Genomic DNA, 16,986 nt, shown 5'->3' with positions numbered 1-16,986 from the left:
TAGCTAAAGACGTTTCAGCAATTGCCCGTGCGGTGTACCGGGCGCGATACCGAGGGATTTGAAGATGCGCCAGTAAAGCGCGATGTCATGACCAATCACCGGTTTGCCCAGCGCGTCTTCAAGCATATCGGCCAGATGCAGCGGGCGCTGCGGCAAGCCACCGGGCCCGGTCCGGAAATTGCACATGCCATTGATCAGGATCGCTTCGGCCCGGGGTGCCTTGTCGGCCACATATTCAAAGCTTTTCAGTGCCAGATCGCCGTCGAACACCCAGCGGCAGTCATTCACGGCTTCCTGACTGTCGAACCAGCCCTGATCGTAAAAATTCCCGGCCCAGACCACATCAAACCCGGCTTCTTTCAAGAAACCGACCGTGCCCTGCCACCATTCCGGCCAATGATAGGCGGCGTTCAGGGCAACCTTTTCGACGTTCATGTCGCGCAGCGCTTCGACCATGGCATATCCGGCCATGTGAAAGCGGGTGCCATATTTGTCTGACAGGTCTTCGCAGTGTTGCCGGACGCCTTCCACGCCCAGCCCGCAGGCATGGACCCAGTTCGAACCGACCTGACCGCAGACATCGACGCCGTTGCGGGACATGCAGTGCACGAAGTCTTCGAGCATGCCAAAGTTCTGTCTCCGCTGATCCAGCCCGTGCGCGTAGTCTGGCACGTGCAGCATCCAGCCATGCACGCCCACGGTTTCGGGGCATATGCGCAGGAAATCCGAGGGCGCGGCGTCAAAATCGAACGGCGGGCAGGTGAACCCGACCTGATGGGGGAACAGTTTGTGTTCCGGGCGCCAGACTTCAGGCATCAGCATCAGCGTGCAACCTCGGCCACTAATCCACAGCCTCGCGCATCCATTGTTGAAGCCGCGCGATGGAATGTTCCGACATCACGCCGCAGCCCGGATCCAGAACAAGCGGTCCGGGGCGATAGCCCCGCGACTTGAGCCCGCGATGAACGGATTCCACAAGGCGGATGTCTTCCTCGACCGTCGTTTCGCGGTCCTGGACCGCCAGTTGCCGGATAACCGCACTGTCCGAACCGCCCTCGGTGTACCAGCCGCGCCAGACGGTGCAGTGATCGGCATCAACCGCGCGCCAGTGATAGGTGTTCAGCACATTGCCGGGATAACACTGGAAGGAAAACATCGGCCACAGGAACCATGACTGGTAATCGCCTGCGTGCGGTACCGACAGGTCGATGGGGTAGGTCATCTTGTCGAGGCTCTGGCATTCCGTCGTGTGACGCAGCACATAGCCGCCGCCCGCATCCGGCTGAATGTCATAGGTCTCGGGCTTGACCACACCTTCGGCAAAGGTCGGGTGATTGGTCGGGCAATGGTAGCATTCCGAGTAATTTTCGATACTGACCTTCCAGTTGCAGTTTTCGGGAATCTCGACCCATTCCAGCGGTTCCAGATCGTCGATATGCGGGACGAATGCGCGGATTTCCTCGCGCACGCCGGGGTACCATTCATCCATCGGCGCGGCGTCGTCATCGAGGTTGACGAAAATGAAACCGTTGAACACTTCGGTGCGCACCGAGGTCAGGCAGATCGCGCTGCGGTCGAACCCGGGGACGGATTTGATGTTCGGTCCGGCGCGCAATTGGCCGGACAGCTCATAAGTCCAGGCGTGGTAGGGGCAGACGACGACACGCGTGTTGCCTGCGCCGGTGACCATTTCATGGGCGCGGTGCTGGCAGACGTTATAGAAGGTGCGGATTTCGCCGTCGCGGCCGCGAATGCAGAACAGGTTCTGGCCGGCGATCTCAAACGCAAAGTAATCCCCCGTTTCCCGGACCTGCGCGACATGGCCCGCAAACTGCCACGTTCGGGCCAGAAGCCCCTGCATTTCCTGCTCGAAAATCGCAGGGTCGACATAGTATCGCGCGTCCAGTGAGTGGGTCAGGGGTGCGTTCATTCGGGCTCCTCCGCGTAGAGGCCAAGTTGGTGTCTGCGTTGGTGAAACCGTTCCACCCGCTCGACGATCTCATCGCTGGACACGGCGATCACGAAGGACAGCAGAGTTTCCAGCAAGGCAATCGTCGAAACGGATGACGGGAAGAATTGCGGCGTGTCGGCGGCGACGACAAAACCGTGATGGGCGTTCAGGATCACCGGGCTGGCCGGGCTGTCGGAAATACCGATGACGGTCAGGCCCTGTTGACGAGCCAGCTTGATCGCCTCGATGACTTCGGTGCGATAGGGGTGGCAGGTGATCGCGATCAGCACGTCCTGTTCATCGGCCCAGGCCAGATCATCCACCGGGGTCGAGCCGGGGCGTGGAATCGCGTGGAACTGCTTCATCCCCGTTGACGCAAGATAGGTGAAATTGCGCGCGTTCGAGTTGTTGACGCCAACGCCCAGCGTGAAGATCTGGCGGCAGTTCCAGATATCCTCGGCGGCGGATTTCAGGCTCGTTTCATCAATTCCAGCGAAGGTGTCTTCAATATTGCGGATCGCCGCACCCACCATATCGGCATAAAGCCCACCCAGCTCACCTGACTTGCCGATCTCTTGCAGCCAACGGGCGCGGTCGGGAAACGACACGTTGCCCCGTCGAATCGCTTCGCGGAACGGGGCCCGGAAATCTTCGTACCCTTCGAAGCCCACCTGCCGGGCCATACGCACGAAAGTATTGGGTTTGACCTTGGCCGCCTCGGCAATCTCGCGCACGGTCGAGACCCCAACATCCGTTGGGTTCTCCAACACGTAGCGCGCGGCTTTCTGTGCCTCGGGGGTGAGGGCGTCCCATTCCCGGCTCAGGCGGTCGAGGACGGTTGATGATACATTTGTGTCATTCATGATTGACGATGGTACATTTGTGGAATTAGCCTGTCGAGCAGAAACGCGACTCGGGAAGAGGAAAAATCATGTCCGAGAAGAATCTGCCGTCACATGCCCGCGTGGTCATCGTGGGCGGAGGTGTCATGGGGGTCGGTCTGGCCTATCATCTGGCGCATGAAGGGTGGGGCGCTGACACCGTCCTGCTGGAAAAGGCCGAGCTGACCAGCGGCAGCACCTGGCATGCAGCAGGGCAGATCACGCATTCGACGTCCAGCTTTGGGCTGGGGAAATGCGTGGATTACAACATTGGCCTGTACTCTGGTCAGTTGGAGGCCGAAACCGGCCAGCCCGTCACATGGCATGGCTGCGGTTCGTTCCGTCTGGCCTATACCGAGGATGAGATGGACTGGTTGCGTCACACCTTGTCGGTTGGTCGGTCGCTGGGTTTCAATATCGAGCTTGTCGGCCCCGAAAAGGTGGCTGAACTGCATCCGTTCTACAATCTCGAAGGCGTTCTGGGCGCGTTGCATACGCCGGATGACGGGCATGTGGACCCGACCAATGTGACCATGGCCATGGCCGCTGGAGCACGGCAAAAAGGCGTTCGCATCTTTCGCAGCTGCCGTGCCACCAACATCACGCAGGCCGAGAATGGCGAATGGGTGGTCGAGACCGAGCAAGGCACCATCACCTGCGAGCATGTGGTGAATGCAGGCGGCACCTATGCAAGGCAAATGGGCGAGTGGTCGGGGCTGCAACTGCCGATGACCTCGATGACGCACCATTACTTCGTGACCGAACCGGTGCCTGAATTCCAGAATCTGGACGCCGAACTTCCGGTGATCCGTGATGATCGCAAGGTCTCGGGCTATATCCGGATGGAGCAGCAGCGCGGTCTGATCGGGATTTACGAAAAAGAGAACCCGAACTCGGTCTGGCATGACCACTGCCCGTGGGAATACGAAAACTGGTTGTTCGACGCGGATTACGACCGGGTGATGCCGTGGCTTGAGGAAAGCCTGAACCGGATGCCGATCTTTGCCGAACTGGGCATTCAGCGCGACGTGCACGGGGCGATCTCGCACCCGCCGGATGGCAACCCTTTGATCGGACCAGCGCCGGGGGTTCGGAACTATTGGTGCTGCTGCGGGACGCAGATCGGCATCGGCTGGGGGCCGGGTCTGACCCGCGAACTGGCGCGCTGGATGGTGCATGGCGCAGCTGACATCTCGATGCGCGAATACGACCCGCGCCGGTTCGGCAGCTATGCCACCAAGGACTGGCAAGTGATCAAGGCCGAGGAAGATTACTGCCTGCGCCACGAAATTCCCTTCCCGCATTTCAACCGTTTGGAGGGGCGACCCATCAAGCCGTCGCCGCTGTATGAACTGCTGAAATCCAAGGGTGCGGTGCATGAAGAGGCCTATGGTTTTGAGCGCCCCCGCTGGTTCGCGCGGGACGGTGTGGAGCAGCGCGACCACTATTCCTTCCGCCGCACCCCCGCTGACGACATGGTCGCGGCTGAGGTCAAAGCGGTGCGCGAAAGCGTCGGCATCATGGATGTTACCGCCTTTACCAAGGTCGAAGTCACGGGTCCGGACGCTTACGCTCTGCTGGACCGGCTGACCGCCAACCGAATGCCGCAAAAGGTCGGCTCGATCACACTAACCCATATGCTGAACCGCCGCGGCCGTATCGAATTGGAGACCACGATTGTCCGCATGGCCGACGACCGCTTCTATCTGGTTTGTGCGGCCTTCTTCGAACAGCGCTTGCTGGATCATCTGGCGCAGCAGCGCGCGGATGAGGATGTGCAGATCACCGCTCTGTCCTCTGACTGGTCTGCCCTGTCCCTGAACGGCCCCCGCTCGCGCGACGTGCTGGCGCGCTGCACCGATGCCGATCTGACCAATGCCGGGTTCCGCTGGCTTTCCGCGCAGGAAATCACCATCGCGGGCCATAAAGTCTGGGCCTTCCGCATGTCCTATGCCGGAGAGCTGGGCTGGGAACTGCACATGCCGAACGCCGCCTGCCTCGACGTCTACAACGCGCTTTGGGCGGCAGGTGAGGCGTATGGCATCACCGACTACGGCAGCTTTGCCATGAACGTGATGCGAATGGAGAAGGGCTTCAAAGGCGCGGGCGAGTTGACCAACGAGGTCACTCTGGCCGAGGCCGACGTGCTGCGTTTTGCGCGCACCGACAAGGATTATCTGGGCAAGGACAAGACGCTCAACACCGACCTGCCCTGGATCTGTGCCTATCTTTCAATCGAACCGGATGGAGAGATTGATGGGCATGGCGGAGAGGCGGTGCTGCTGGACGGGCGCGTCGTCGGGTCCACGGCGTCGGTCGCTTATGGCCACACCGTCGGCAAGATTCTGGCCTTTGCATACCTCAAACCCGAAGCGGCCAAGGCCGGGACACAGCTGGAGGTCGTGATCCATGGCCAACCCCGTGCCGCCCGTGTTCTGGACAAACCTGCTTACGACCCCGACAGTTTGCTGCCCCGCAGTGACGCCATACTGGAGACCGCGTGATGAGCCTGCCCGAAACGATGAGAGCCATGGTCACAATGGGCCATGGTGGTCTGGAACAGATGGTGATGCAGGAAGACTGGCCGCGCCCCGAACCCGCGGCCGGTGAAGTTCTGATCAGGGTCGCAGCCTGCGGCCTGAACAATACCGACGTCAATACGCGGTCCGGCTGGTATTCCAAGACCGTCACGGATGCGACCACCGGTGGCGCATTCGAGGAAGTCGGTGAAGAAGACCCGACATGGGGTGGCAACCCGATCACCTTCCCGCGCATTCAGGGCGCAGATGTCTGCGGCCGTATTGTTGCCGTTGGCGAGGGCGTGGACAGCGCTCGTCTAGGCGAGCGTGTCATCACGGATGGCTGGCTTAGAGATCCGGCTGATCCCGGCAACATGAACAAGACAGGGTACTTCGGTTCGGAACGCGATGGCGGGTTCGCCGAATATACTACGACTCTGGCGGTCAATGCGGTGCCGATCACTTCGGAACTGTCGGATGCCGAACTGGCCACATTCTCCTGTTCCTATTCTACCGCCGAAGGGATGCTGTCCCGTGCCAACGTGACAGAAAAAGACACCGTTCTTGTACCCGGTGCCTCTGGCGGGGTGGGTGGCGCTTTGGTTCAATTGGCCAAACGCCGTGGCGCGCGTGTGATTGCGATGGCATCCGAATCCAAACACGCCGACGTGGCCGATCTTGGCCCTGATGTGATATTGCCCCGCGCTCCTGAATATCTGCGGTCGGCGCTGGGCGACGATAAGATCACCGTGGTCGCCGATGTGGTAGGTGGCCCTTACTGGCCAAACCTGATCGACGTACTGGAGCGCGGCGGGCGCTACACCTGTTCGGGGGCCATTGCAGGTCCGATGGTCGAACTTGACCTTCGGACGTTCTATCTGCGCGATCTGACCTTCACCGGTTCGACCGTGATCGGACCCGAGGTCATGAAGAACCTCGTGGCATATATTGAAGCCGGCGAAATCAAGCCGGCTCTGGCCGCAACCTATCCTTTGGAGGAGTTGCGGGAAGCTCAAGCGGCGTTCATCGCCAAACAGCACACCGGCAATATCGTGGTGGTGCCATGACGCTGGATGATGTTCTCGAGGCGGCCCGCCAATTGCATCAGGCGCATCCTGACCTTGCCGCGTTTGCATCATGGCCGGACGATCTGACACCGACGGGTTTGCAGCCTGCTCACATTCCGGCGACCAATCTGGTGGGCGATTTTGGCCTTGATGGCGTGGCGCCAACCCGTGATCTGGTCGCGGCGATAAAGGCCAGCGCGCATCTGGCGGAATGGAAACACACATATACCGAAGAGGAAGTCGGTGCGGATTTCCTGAATCGGTACGGGTATTACGAACTGTTCGGACCGACCGGGCATTTCCACTCGACCCAATTGCGCGGCTACGTGGGATATTGGGGCGCGGGTCTGGATTATGACTGGCACAGCCATCAGGCGGAAGAGCTGTATCTGACCCTTGCGGGCGGAGCAGTTTTTAGAAGCGACGAGGATGAAACCTTCGTCGGCCCGAACCAGACACGACAGCACAAAAGCTGGCAAAGCCACGCCATGATAACGACGGACCAACCGATCCTGACCTTTGTCCTGTGGCGAGGCGAAGGGATGGGCGACCTGCCCAGAATGGACGCCGCATGAAAATCACCCGCATCCGAATTTACCAGACCGGGCTTCCCTATGTCGGCGGTACCTATGCCTGGGGTGCGGGAAACGCAATTGAAACGGCCATCGCATCGGTGGTGGTAATCGACACTGACGCGGGTTTGCGGGGCTGCGGTGAGTTCACGCCCTGTGGCGAAAACTACATGGTGGCCCATTCCGAAGGTGTGGCTGCGCTGGCGCGTCTTGTCGCCGGCAAACTGCTGGGCGAGGATCCGCGTCAGGTGGGGCGGATCGAGCACCTGATGGACCATCTGGTACAGGGGCATGGCTATGCCAAGGCGCCGTTCGATGCGGCATGCTGGGATATCCTGGGTCAGGCGTGTGATCAGCCGGTCTGGATGCTGTTGGGCGGCAAGCTGACGGATGGCGCGCCAATGTACCGGGTCGCTCCGCAGAAAGCGGCCGAGGAAACCGTGGCCGAGATGGACCGGTACCGGGAACAGGGTTATCGGCAGTTTCAGATCAAAGTGGGCAGCGACTGGGCCAGTGACATTGACCGGATACGCACCACTGTACCGTTGCTGAAACCCGGCGAGAAAGCCATGGCCGATGCCAATCAGGGCTGGCGCGTGGACGATGCGATCCGCGTTGCACGCGAGACCCGGGATCTGGATTTCATTCTCGAACAACCTTGCCGCACGTATGAGGAATGCCAGCAAGTGCGCCGGATTGCCGAGCAGCCACTGAAGCTGGATGAATGCGTGACCGGGATCCATATGGCGCAGCGTATCGTCGCGGACCGGGGGGCAGAGATTTGTTGTCTCAAGATCTCGAACCTTGGCGGCATCAGCAAAGCCCGGCGGGTACGGGATTACCTGATCGACAACCGCATCCCTGTGGTCAGCGAAGACACCTGGGGAGGAGAGATCACGTCTTCGGTTGTCGCCCATTTTGCGGCGTCGACCCCGCCTGAATACCTGCAGAACACCACGGATCTGATGAACTACAACACGCGATCTACGGGCGTCGGCGGTCCTGTCGTTAAAGACGGAAAGCTTTATGCAAACAATACGCCGGGATTGGGTGTAACCCCCGATTTTGAAAGCCTCGGCGCACCCGTGGCGGAGTATGCTCTATGAAGATTGAAACCATTACCGTTTTTCAGGTCGATTTGCCGCTCGAGCATCCCTATTGGCTTTCCGGGGGGCGCCTGAAGTTCGAAACGCTTGATGCGACGCTGGTCAGGCTCGAAACCGATACCGGTCTGGTTGGCTGGGGCGAGGGTACGCCCTGGGGGCACACCTATGTACCCGCGCACGGGCCGGGCATCCGGGCCGGGATCGAAACGATGGCCCCCTTCATCCTGGGCCTTGATCCGCGTCGCGTGCTGGACGTGGAACGGGCCATGGATCTTGCCTTGCCCGGGCATCTCTATGCCAAAAGCCCCATAGATATGGCCTGCTGGGATATTGCCGGTCAGGCGGCGGGCCTGCCGATTGCCGATCTGATGGGCGGCGGATCGCGGACACCGCGCCCGATTGCGTCCTCGGTCGGGGCGAAAACCGTCGAGGAAACACGCGAGGTTATGGAGCGGTATCGCAAGCGCGGCTATATCGCCCATTCAGTGAAGATCGGCGGAGATGTCGAGCGGGACATTGCCCGTGTGCGGGATGTGGAAAGCATCCGGCAGCCCGGAGAGATTGTCCTGTATGATGTCAACCGTGGCTGGACGCGCCAGCAGGCCTTGCGGGTGATGAGCACCTGCGAAGACCTGAACGTGATGTTCGAGCAACCCTGCGAAACACTGGATGATATCGCGGCGATCTCGGGGCTTCATGCATCCCCTGTGTCTGTGGACGAGTCCCTTGTGACCTTGCAGGATGCCGTCCGGATTGCCCACCATGGTCTGGCCCAGATATTCGGGATCAAGCTGAATCGCGTGGGTGGTCTGACCAAGGCCGCGCGGATGCGCGATATCGCGCTGGCCCATGGGATAGACATGTTCGTGATGGCCACCGGTGGAACGGTTCTGGCCGATACCGAAGCGCTGCATCTGGCCGCCACGATTCCGGATGACCATTGCCACGCGGTTTGGGCCTGTCAGGACATGATCACGGTTGATGTTGCAGGTGGTCGAGGGCCCCGCAACGTCGATGGCCATCTGCATCTGCCCGAAGCGCCGGGGCTGGGCGTGCATCCGGACGAAGCCGCATTGGGTGATCCAGTAGGAGAATATGCTTGAGAATTGACAAGATAACACTCTGGTCCGTCGATCTGACCAGCCATGAAACCTATCACATGGCCGGCGGCAAGACCTGCGCGACCGTGACGTCTCATATCCTGCGCCTTGAGACGGATACAGGTCTGACAGGTTGGGGTGAGGTCTGCCCGATCCCGCATTATCTGCCCGCCTATGCAAATGGAGTACCGGGGGCCATCGCTGAAATGGGGCCCGAGATTCTCGGGATTTCGCCAATTGGGGTCGACGCACCGATGCGAAAGCTGGACGGGTTTCTGCAAGGCCACAGCTACGCGAAATCGATCGTCGACATTGCGCTGTGGGATCTGTTCGGTCGCGCGGCGGGGGTGCCGGTTTACGCGTTGCTGGGCGGGCGGACTCGGGCGGATATGCCACTTTATCATTCGATCACATGTATCGCGCCGGACGAAATGGCGCGCATCGCCAAGGCAGCCTTCCAGACGGGCATTCGGCAATTCCAGCTCAAGCTGGGTGTCGAGGGTGATTGGCAAGCCGACGCCGAGCGGCTGATCAAAGTGCGCGAAGCTGTCGGAACCGGACCGCTTGTGTATGGCGACTGGAACTGCGGGGCATCGCGCCTTCAGGCAACGCGAACCGGGCGCGCGGTGGCGCATCTGGATGTGATGCTGGAACAGCCCTGTAAAACACTGGAAGACTGCGCCGCTGTTCGTCAGTCGACGGGTTTGCCTATGAAGATCGACGAAAACGCATTTAATCTTGCATCGCTGATGCGGGCGCATGAGTTGGGATGCATGGACGCGGTGGCGCTGAAACTGTCGAAGTTCGGCGGTCTTTCGGTAATGCGCCGCGCACGCGATCTGACCGTGCAGCTGGGTGCCGAGATTTGTGCAGAATGCACCTGGGGATCGGATATCGTAACGGCGGCTTCGCTGCATTTTGCGGCTTCGACCCCGCATGGATCGCTGATGAACACTTGCGACTTGTCCTCTTACGTTGCTCCGCGCCTGTGTCCTGACGCACCAAACCGTGAAAACGGCCGGATTGCACCGCCCGAGGGCCCGGGTTTAGGTGTGACACCTGACCTCGAAATTCTTGGCGGCCCGATTTTGGAGATTGATTGAGATGCTGAAGATCCAGACACAGTCCGAGTGGATAGCACGCGCAAAAGAGGTTCTGCCAGCTGGCGGTTTCGGCAACTTCGATCCGGGCATCATCATCGCCCGTGGCGAGGGCAGCCATGTCTGGGACGAGGACGGGAACGAATATATCGACTATCTGATCGGGTCCGGCCCGATGCTGCTGGGCCATGGCCACCCCGAGGTGATGGAAGCGGTGCTGGAGCAATTGCCCAAAGGCATGACCTTCTTCGCCAACAACAGCAAGGGCATCGAACTGGCCGAGGCCATCATCGAAGCCGTCCCCTGTTGCGAGCAGGTGCGTTTTGTTGCCTCTGGGGGCGAAGCAGACATGTACGCCATGCGGCTGGCGCGTGCCTATACCGGGCGCGACAAGATCCTCAAGTTCGAAGGGGGGTATCACGGAATGAGCGCCGAGGCGCAGATGAGCCTGGCCCCCAGCCGCCGGGTCAATTTCCCGCAGGCCGTTCCCGACAGCGCCGGTATCCCCCAAAGCGTGGCCGAGCAGATGCTGATCGCGCCTTTCAATGATCTTGACGCGGTGGCGGCGCTGCTGGACGAACATGATGATGTCGCTGCGATCATGGTCGAACCCTTGCAGCGGATCATCCCGCCCGAGCCGGGGTTTTTGCAGGGCTTGCGGACCTTGTGCGGCAAATTTGGTGTGCTGCTGATTTTTGATGAGATCGTCACCGGGTTCCGTCTAGCTTATGGCGGCGCACAAGAGCGATATGGCGTGACCCCGGATATCTGTACGCTTGGCAAGATCACCGGTGGTGGTTTCCCTCTGGCGGCATTGGGTGCCAGCACCGAGATCATGAAGCATTTCGACAAATCGAAAGTCGGAGAACAGGGCTGGCTGATGCAGTTGGGCACTTTGTCCGGCAACCCCATAGCCTCAGCGGCGGGGCTGAAGACGATGGAGGTTTTGCGGCGCGACGGCACCTATGAACACCTGCGCTCGATTGGGAGGCAGTTGCAGCAGATGCAATCGGACGCTTTGAATGAGGCGGGCATCGCCCATCGCATCTGCGGTGACGAGACCTTGTTCGACATTTATTTCACCAAGGCCGAATGTCGGGATTATCGCAGCGCAAACCATGATGATCCGCAGCGCAATGCCACTTACAATGCAACGTTGCGGGCGCATGGGGTCTTCAAGGCTCCGGGCAAACTGTACCCGTCGCTGGCGGTTACCGAAGCGGATCTGGAAGAGACCAGAGAGGCCGTTCGTCACGCCGTTGGCGCGATTTCCTGAACGCGGGTCTGGCACAACGCAATCTGGCACAACGTAAACGGGTCGCTGTTGAACTCAACAGCGACCCGCTACCTTTGGAAGCCGGGGGTCAGCCTCGCCCCCTCGAATACTGATTAAAACACCGGCAATCTGAAAACTTTTCGATACTTTCGAGACTGACCCGACTTCCTCTTCGGTATGTCACAGTAATGCCTGATCGCGCCGCCTGCTACAGTGATCAAGTTCACACTAAACGAATTTATTTTGAATTTTTCCAATCGAATAGATCAGGCCCCGCCTGTTCAAGCAGTTCAGCCGCCATCTCGCGGGCCATCTCAGGCCCATCCTCGACGGGGCCGGTCATATCTCTGCTGGCGGTTTCCGTTCCGTCCGGGCGCAGCACTTCGCCCCGCAACCTTAGGGTGTCGCCGTCAAGTTCGGCAAGGCCGGCGATCGGGGTTTCGCAGGACCCGTCTAGCGCGGCCAGCAATGTGCGTTCAGCCGCCAGACGCCATCCCGTTTCCGTGTGATGAATCGCGTCCAGCATTTCGGCCGCGCGCATGTCGTCGCTGCGCCGTTCGATGCCGATGGTGCCCTGCGCGATCGCCGGCAGCATGTCGTCAGGGGAAATGGCGCTGGCCGGAACCTCATCCATTCCCAAACGGCGAATGCCTGCCATTGCCAGAAACGTGCAATCGGCAACCCCGTCTTCAAGCTTTTTCAGCCGTGTCTGCACGTTTCCGCGAAACTCGACCACTTTCAGATCCGGCCTCCGGTTCAGCAGCTGCGCCTTCCGCCGCAAGGACGAGGTGCCCACAACGGCGCCTTCGGGCAGATCGTGGATCGAGCCCAACCGCGGAGATATGAAGGCGTCGCGCACATCCTCGCGCGGCAGAAACGTATCCAGGACCAGCCCTTCGGGTTGTTCAACGGGCATGTCCTTTGTTGAATGCACGGCGATGTCGATCTCGGCGCGCAGCATCGCCTCTTCGATTTCCTTGGTGAACAGGCCCTTGTTGCCGATTTCCTTCAGCGGTCGATCCGCGTCGATCATGGCGCGATTGTCACCGGTCGTCTTGATCACCACGATTTCGAACGCATCCTGTGGCAGATCGAAGGCATCGCTCAGACGTTGGCGCGTTTCATAGGCCTGAGCCAGAGCCAGCGGCGAGCCACGAGTGCCGATTCTGAGGGGCGATGCGGGGGTGGGCAGGGTCAAAGTCATGTGCACAGCTTTAGTCGCGTCACATTGCCCTGACAATGGGGGCTGAGCTTGACAAATTGCCGCCGAAGGACGACCCGTTGCCAAAACCTGAATGCTGGGGACAAACATGGCCGAGACAAAGAAGCTGCTGCGGGCGCTGGCAGGCGAAGTACAGGATGTGCCGCCGATCTGGATGATGCGTCAGGCGGGTCGGTATTTGCCGGAATACCGGGCCACACGTGCTCAGGCCGGGGATTTCCTGTCACTGTGCTACAATCCTGAACTGGCAGCAGAAGTTACCTTGCAGCCAATTCGGCGATATGGGTTCGATGCGGCGATCCTGTTTGCCGACATCCTTCTGGTGCCACAGGCGCTGGGGGCTGATCTTTGGTTCGTGACAGGTGAAGGCCCGCGTTTGTCCACCATCACGCAGCAGGCCGAGTTTGATGCGTTGAAACCTGTTGACGCAATTCACGAGACATTGTCCCCGGTTTACGAGACGGTGCGCATTCTTTCGCGGGAATTGCCGTCGGAAACCACCTTGATCGGATTCGCAGGTGCGCCGTGGACTGTTGCCACGTACATGATTGCAGGGCGCGGCACGCCGGATCAGGGTCCCGCGCATGCGTTGCGCGAAGGTGATACCGCTTTGTTCGAGGCGCTGTTGGACCGCATCACCGCGGCAACGATTGAATATCTGTCCGCTCAGATCGACGCCGGTGCCGAGGTGGTCAAGATATTTGACAGTTGGGCGGGGTCTTTGAAGGGCGAAGCTTTCCGAAAATACGCGGTCGAGCCGTGCCGGGTTATCACGCAGGCCATCAAGGAACGTCATCCCGGCATCCCCGTGATTGGATTTCCGCGGGAAGCAGGCGACGGGTATATCGGGTTTGCAAGCTTGACCGGCGTGGATTGCGTGGCGCTGGACAATTCCGTGTCGCCCGAATGGGCGGCTGAGAAAGTGCAGATTGATGGCTGTGTGCAAGGCAATCTGGCGTCGTCGCACATGGTTACCGGCGGGCAGGCGCTGGTGGATGAGACCCGGCGCATCGTTGAAGCGTTTTCCAAGGGGCCGCATATTTTCAACCTCGGCCATGGGATCACTCCGGATGCCGACCCGGACAACGTTCAGCTGATGATCGACACGGTGCGCGGCGGATAGAGCGCGTGGGAGGGGGCCAGCCCCCTCTTGGCCGCTGGCCAATTCACCCCCGGGATATTTCTGGCCAGATGAAGAGTGTGTCAGGTGCTTTCCGGGGCTTGGAGTTCGTTTAGGATCTCGGCGGTGTGTTGTCCGCGCTCCGGGCTGGGCTTTGGTTGCCACTGGTGTGTGGAGAAGCGTGGGGCGGCGGCGGCCTGTAGGGTGCCGTCAGCCTGGCGCCAGGATTGACGAGCCGCATTCATCGGATGGGCTGCGGCCTCGTCGGGGCTGAGTACCGGTGCGACGCAGGCGTCTGAACCGTCGAACAGTTTGGCCCAGTCGTCGCGCGGCCTGGACGAGAAGATTTCGACCAGGCGCCGGGTCAGGTCGGGCCAGAGCTTGCGGGTGTATTGTTGTTGGAACGCCGGGTCCCGGGACAGGCCCAGGATTTCAAGAAATCGGGCGTAGAATTTTGGTTCGAGGCATTGGACCGAAACAAATCCGCCGTCCGCGCAGGTGTAGGTTCGGCTCCAATGCGGACCGTCCAACAGGCTTTGGCCGCGGGTTTCAGACAGGTTTCCGGTTTGGCGCATGGTCATCAGAAGGTTCATCATATGGGCCGAGCCGTCGTAGATAGCGGCGTCGACCACGGTGCCTTTCCCGGTTCTTTGTGCGTTGATCAAACCTGCCAGGATGCCCGTGACAAGGTACATGGCGCCTCCGCCGATATCGCCGACCAGGGTTGCAGGGGTTTGAGGCGGCTGATCCGGGAGAGAGGCGTACCAGAGCGCACCGGACAAGGCGATGTAGTTCAGGTCATGCCCAGCCGTGTCGGCCAGCGGACCATCCTGCCCCCAGCCTGTCATGCGGCCATATATCAGTTTTGGGTTGCGGGTCAGGCACAGATCCGGGCCAAGTCCCAGTTTCTCCATCACGCCGGGGCGAAAGCCTTCGATCAGTGCATCTGCCGTGTCAATCAGGCGACGGGCGGTCGCCAGATCTTCGGGATCCTTCAGATCAAGCGCGATCGATCGTTTGCCGCGGTCCAGAAGCGAGTTGTCCGGCATGCCCGGTGTTACTGCCTGGCCTTTGCGGTGGATCGTGATGACGTCGGCGCCCAGATCAGCTAGCTGCATGGCGGCAAACGGGCCGGGGCCCAGCCCTTCGATTTCGACTATGCGTATTCCATTCAGCATCGGCGCCCTCCGTTGTGGCAGAGTTTGCGGGTGGGTTGACGGATTGCAAGTTGGAATTGAGCATGGTTCTGACAACCATTACAGAATGCGCAGAACGTTGTGCGAAATTGACCTGTTACAGGCTGATTCCGCGCGATAGGGTCTCGGTCGGAACGGGGAACGGATATGACGACCATTTTGTCCATCAAAAACCTTCGCAAGTCTTACGCGGATGGGTTCGAGGCGCTGAAAGGTGTGTCTCTGGATATTGAAGAGGGTGAGATACTTGCGCTTCTGGGACCAAATGGCGCCGGAAAGACAACCCTGATTTCGACGATTTGTGGAATAACGACTCCGACCTCGGGGGTGGTCACGGTTGGCGGGCATGACACACAGTCCGATTATCGCGCAGCGCGCAGGATGATAGGGCTTGTACCGCAAGAGATCGCGCTGGAACCGTTTGAAAAGGTCTGGAACACGGTCCGGTTGTCGCGTGGGCTGTTCGGGCTTGGCAAAGACAGCGCGCGGATCGAAGAGATTTTGCGCAAGCTGTCCCTGTGGGACAAGCGCAACAACGCGATCAAGGAATTGTCCGGCGGCATGAAGCGGAGGGTGCTGATCGCCAAGGCCCTGGCCCATGAACCCCGTGTGCTTTTTCTGGACGAGCCGACTGCCGGAGTGGATGTCGAGTTGCGCAAGGACATGTGGGAGCTTGTGGCGGAACTGAAACGGGACGGTGTCACCATCATTCTGACCACCCATTACATTGAAGAAGCAGAAGCGATTGCGGATCGTGTCGGCGTCATCGACAAGGGTGAGCTTTTGCTGGTGCAGGACAAAGACACACTCATGTCGCAGATGGGAAAAAAGCAGATCGAAGTCATGCTGACCGAACCCATCGACCGAATTCCCGATAGTCTGGTCAGCCACAATCTGGCCCTCAACGGCGCAGGTGATTGTCTGATCTATACCTACGATACCAATGCGGATCGTACCGGCATAACGACCTTGCTGAATGACGTGTCCGAGGCCGGGTTGGTGTTGCGCGACGTACAGACCAGGCAATCAAGCCTGGAAGAGATTTTTGTCAATCTGGTATCGGGAGAGGCCGCATGAACTGGACCGCGATCGCTGCCATCTACCGGTTCGAAATGACCCGTTTCTTTCGAACTCTGGCACAGAGTTTTCTGTCGCCGGTTCTGTCGACGTCGCTTTATTTCGTGGTGTTTGGCACCGCCATCGGCAGCCGTATCCAAGAGGTCGAGGGCGTTTCATACGGTGCATTCATCGTGCCGGGGCTGATCATGTTGTCGGTGGTGATGCTGTCGATTTCGAACGCGTCGTTCGGAATTTACTTCCCCAAGTTTCTGGGCACCATCTACGAGCTGTTGTCCGCTCCGGTCAATTTCATCGAGATCGTGATCGGATATGTCGGTGCCGCCGCAACCAAGGCGTTGTTCGTGGGGTTGGTGATTTTGGTCACCGCGACGTTTTTCGTCGATATTCGGATCGAGCATCCATTCGCCATGGCCGCGTTTCTGATCCTGTCCTGTCTCAGCTTTTCGTTGCTGGGATTCATCATCGGCATCTGGGCCAGCAACTTCGAGCAGATGTCGCTGGTGCCGCAGTTGGTGGTGACGCCACTGATCTTTCTGGGGGGTACGTTCTATTCGATCTCGATGCTGCCGCCATTGTGGCAGACCATCACGCTGTTCAATCCCGTGGTCTATCTGATTTCGGGTTTCCGCTGGTCCTTTTACGGGCTGGCAGATGTGCCGATCGTTTTCAGCCTTCTTGCCATTGTCGCTTTTACGGCTCTGTGCCTGGCGGTTATCGGCTGGATATTCAAAACCGGCTGGCGCATTCGCAGCTGACCCTCGCCAAGGCGTTGCATTTTTGCCCATCGGGTGTGTGA

At 59.7% G+C, this 16,986-nt stretch carries 15 protein-coding genes; 10 read left to right on the top strand and 5 right to left on the bottom strand.

Going from position 1 to position 16,986, the window contains the following annotated elements; all coding sequences use genetic code 11:
• Positions 1–3 precede the first annotated feature (3 nt).
• Genes GOW31_RS15780 through GOW31_RS15770 form a run of 3 tightly spaced genes read right to left on the bottom strand, consistent with a single transcriptional unit; the run spans position 4 to position 2,814 of the window.
• Complete coding sequence (locus GOW31_RS15780; protein WP_171171322.1) at positions 4–822, bottom strand: hypothetical protein; 819 nt, start codon at positions 820–822, stop codon at positions 4–6.
• A 19-nt stretch (positions 823–841) separates the two neighbouring features.
• Positions 842–1,930 carry an aromatic ring-hydroxylating dioxygenase subunit alpha gene (locus GOW31_RS15775; RefSeq protein ID WP_171171320.1) on the bottom strand — a complete coding sequence of 363 codons (1,089 nt, stop codon included), beginning with the start codon at positions 1,928–1,930 and terminating at the stop codon, positions 842–844.
• Entirely contained in the window at positions 1,927–2,814 is an 888-nt protein-coding gene (locus GOW31_RS15770) for a MurR/RpiR family transcriptional regulator (protein ID WP_170346254.1), read from the bottom strand. The genes GOW31_RS15775 and GOW31_RS15770 overlap by 4 nt, the downstream gene beginning before the upstream one ends.
• Positions 2,815–2,882: 68 nt before the next feature.
• On the opposite strand from GOW31_RS15770, the gene GOW31_RS15765 reads away from it, so the two are divergent.
• The 7 genes from GOW31_RS15765 to GOW31_RS15735 are packed head-to-tail and all read left to right on the top strand — an operon-like array spanning position 2,883 to position 11,572.
• The gene (locus GOW31_RS15765; protein WP_171171318.1) at positions 2,883–5,336 is read left to right on the top strand and encodes an FAD-dependent oxidoreductase; all 2,454 of its coding nucleotides are present in this window, start codon (positions 2,883–2,885) and stop codon (positions 5,334–5,336) included.
• Positions 5,336–6,418: an alcohol dehydrogenase family protein gene (locus GOW31_RS15760; protein ID WP_254441734.1), complete on the top strand. Its 1,083-nt coding sequence runs from the start codon at positions 5,336–5,338 to the stop codon at positions 6,416–6,418. Before GOW31_RS15765 ends, GOW31_RS15760 begins: the two co-directional genes overlap by 1 nt.
• A complete protein-coding gene (locus GOW31_RS15755) occupies positions 6,415–6,993 on the top strand; it encodes a dimethylsulfonioproprionate lyase family protein (RefSeq protein ID WP_171171316.1) in 579 nt (192 codons plus the stop codon). The genes GOW31_RS15760 and GOW31_RS15755 overlap by 4 nt, the downstream gene beginning before the upstream one ends.
• Positions 6,990–8,096 (top strand): mandelate racemase/muconate lactonizing enzyme family protein, encoded by a 1,107-nt coding sequence (locus GOW31_RS15750; protein WP_171171314.1) that lies wholly within the window; start codon positions 6,990–6,992, stop codon positions 8,094–8,096. The genes GOW31_RS15755 and GOW31_RS15750 overlap by 4 nt, the downstream gene beginning before the upstream one ends.
• A complete protein-coding gene (locus GOW31_RS15745; RefSeq protein WP_171171312.1) occupies positions 8,093–9,199 on the top strand; it encodes a mandelate racemase/muconate lactonizing enzyme family protein in 1,107 nt (368 codons plus the stop codon). Before GOW31_RS15750 ends, GOW31_RS15745 begins: the two co-directional genes overlap by 4 nt.
• A complete protein-coding gene (locus tag GOW31_RS15740; protein WP_171171310.1) occupies positions 9,196–10,299 on the top strand; it encodes a mandelate racemase/muconate lactonizing enzyme family protein in 1,104 nt (367 codons plus the stop codon). The genes GOW31_RS15745 and GOW31_RS15740 overlap by 4 nt, the downstream gene beginning before the upstream one ends.
• 1 nt (position 10,300) lies before the next feature.
• A complete protein-coding gene (locus tag GOW31_RS15735) occupies positions 10,301–11,572 on the top strand; it encodes an aspartate aminotransferase family protein (protein ID WP_171171308.1) in 1,272 nt (423 codons plus the stop codon).
• Between the two features lie 238 nt (positions 11,573–11,810).
• Here GOW31_RS15735 and hemC read toward each other — a convergent pair whose 3' ends face one another.
• On the bottom strand, positions 11,811–12,776 hold the full coding sequence (hemC, locus tag GOW31_RS15730; protein ID WP_171171306.1) for a hydroxymethylbilane synthase: 966 nt from the start codon (positions 12,774–12,776) through the stop codon (positions 11,811–11,813).
• A 106-nt stretch (positions 12,777–12,882) separates the two neighbouring features.
• Between hemC and hemE the strand changes: the two genes are divergently transcribed.
• The gene (gene hemE / locus GOW31_RS15725) at positions 12,883–13,917 is read left to right on the top strand and encodes a uroporphyrinogen decarboxylase (protein WP_171171356.1); all 1,035 of its coding nucleotides are present in this window, start codon (positions 12,883–12,885) and stop codon (positions 13,915–13,917) included.
• An 80-nt stretch (positions 13,918–13,997) separates the two neighbouring features.
• Here hemE and GOW31_RS15720 read toward each other — a convergent pair whose 3' ends face one another.
• Positions 13,998–15,092 carry a CaiB/BaiF CoA-transferase family protein gene (locus GOW31_RS15720; RefSeq protein ID WP_171171304.1) on the bottom strand — a complete coding sequence of 365 codons (1,095 nt, stop codon included), beginning with the start codon at positions 15,090–15,092 and terminating at the stop codon, positions 13,998–14,000.
• Between the two features lie 165 nt (positions 15,093–15,257).
• On the opposite strand from GOW31_RS15720, the gene GOW31_RS15715 reads away from it, so the two are divergent.
• Complete coding sequence (locus GOW31_RS15715; RefSeq protein WP_171119788.1) at positions 15,258–16,187, top strand: ABC transporter ATP-binding protein; 930 nt, start codon at positions 15,258–15,260, stop codon at positions 16,185–16,187.
• A complete protein-coding gene (locus GOW31_RS15710; protein WP_171119787.1) occupies positions 16,184–16,945 on the top strand; it encodes an ABC transporter permease in 762 nt (253 codons plus the stop codon). Before GOW31_RS15715 ends, GOW31_RS15710 begins: the two co-directional genes overlap by 4 nt.
• The last annotated feature ends 41 nt before the right edge of the window (positions 16,946–16,986 follow it).

This window comes from Ruegeria sp. HKCCA0370, from assembly GCF_013033705.1.
In the GTDB taxonomy this organism is placed as follows: domain Bacteria; phylum Pseudomonadota; class Alphaproteobacteria; order Rhodobacterales; family Rhodobacteraceae; genus Ruegeria.
Note: the sequence above shows the minus strand (reverse complement) of the source record. Positions and strands in the feature narration are given on the sequence as shown.